Here is a 263-nt window from a genome sequence, read left to right on the forward strand (position 1 = left end):
TGCGCCAGGTCGAGAATCTTTTCGAGATGCGAGTTCGGATCGGTGTCCATATAGGGGCAGCCGCCGATCACCTCACCGCCGTCGCGCAAGGCCGCAATGAGCAGTTCCTCGGCGCCGGGATCATTGGTCAGTCCTTCCTGCGGAAACACGCAGATAGAGAGATCGAGCGCCCAGGCATAATCGCGCTTGAGCGCCTTGATCGCCTCAAAACCGCGCAACGCAATCCGTGGATCGATCTCCACGTGGGTTCGCATCCGCGTCGT

General features: G+C 60.5%; 1 pseudogene. It reads right to left on the reverse strand.

What is annotated here, in order from left to right:
- Positions 1 to 263, reverse strand: a pseudogene (locus KJQ96_RS39240) (amidohydrolase); the annotation flags it as partial.

Origin of the sequence: Bradyrhizobium sp. sGM-13 (genome assembly GCF_018398875.1) — a bacterium.
GTDB lineage: Bacteria > Pseudomonadota > Alphaproteobacteria > Rhizobiales > Xanthobacteraceae > Bradyrhizobium.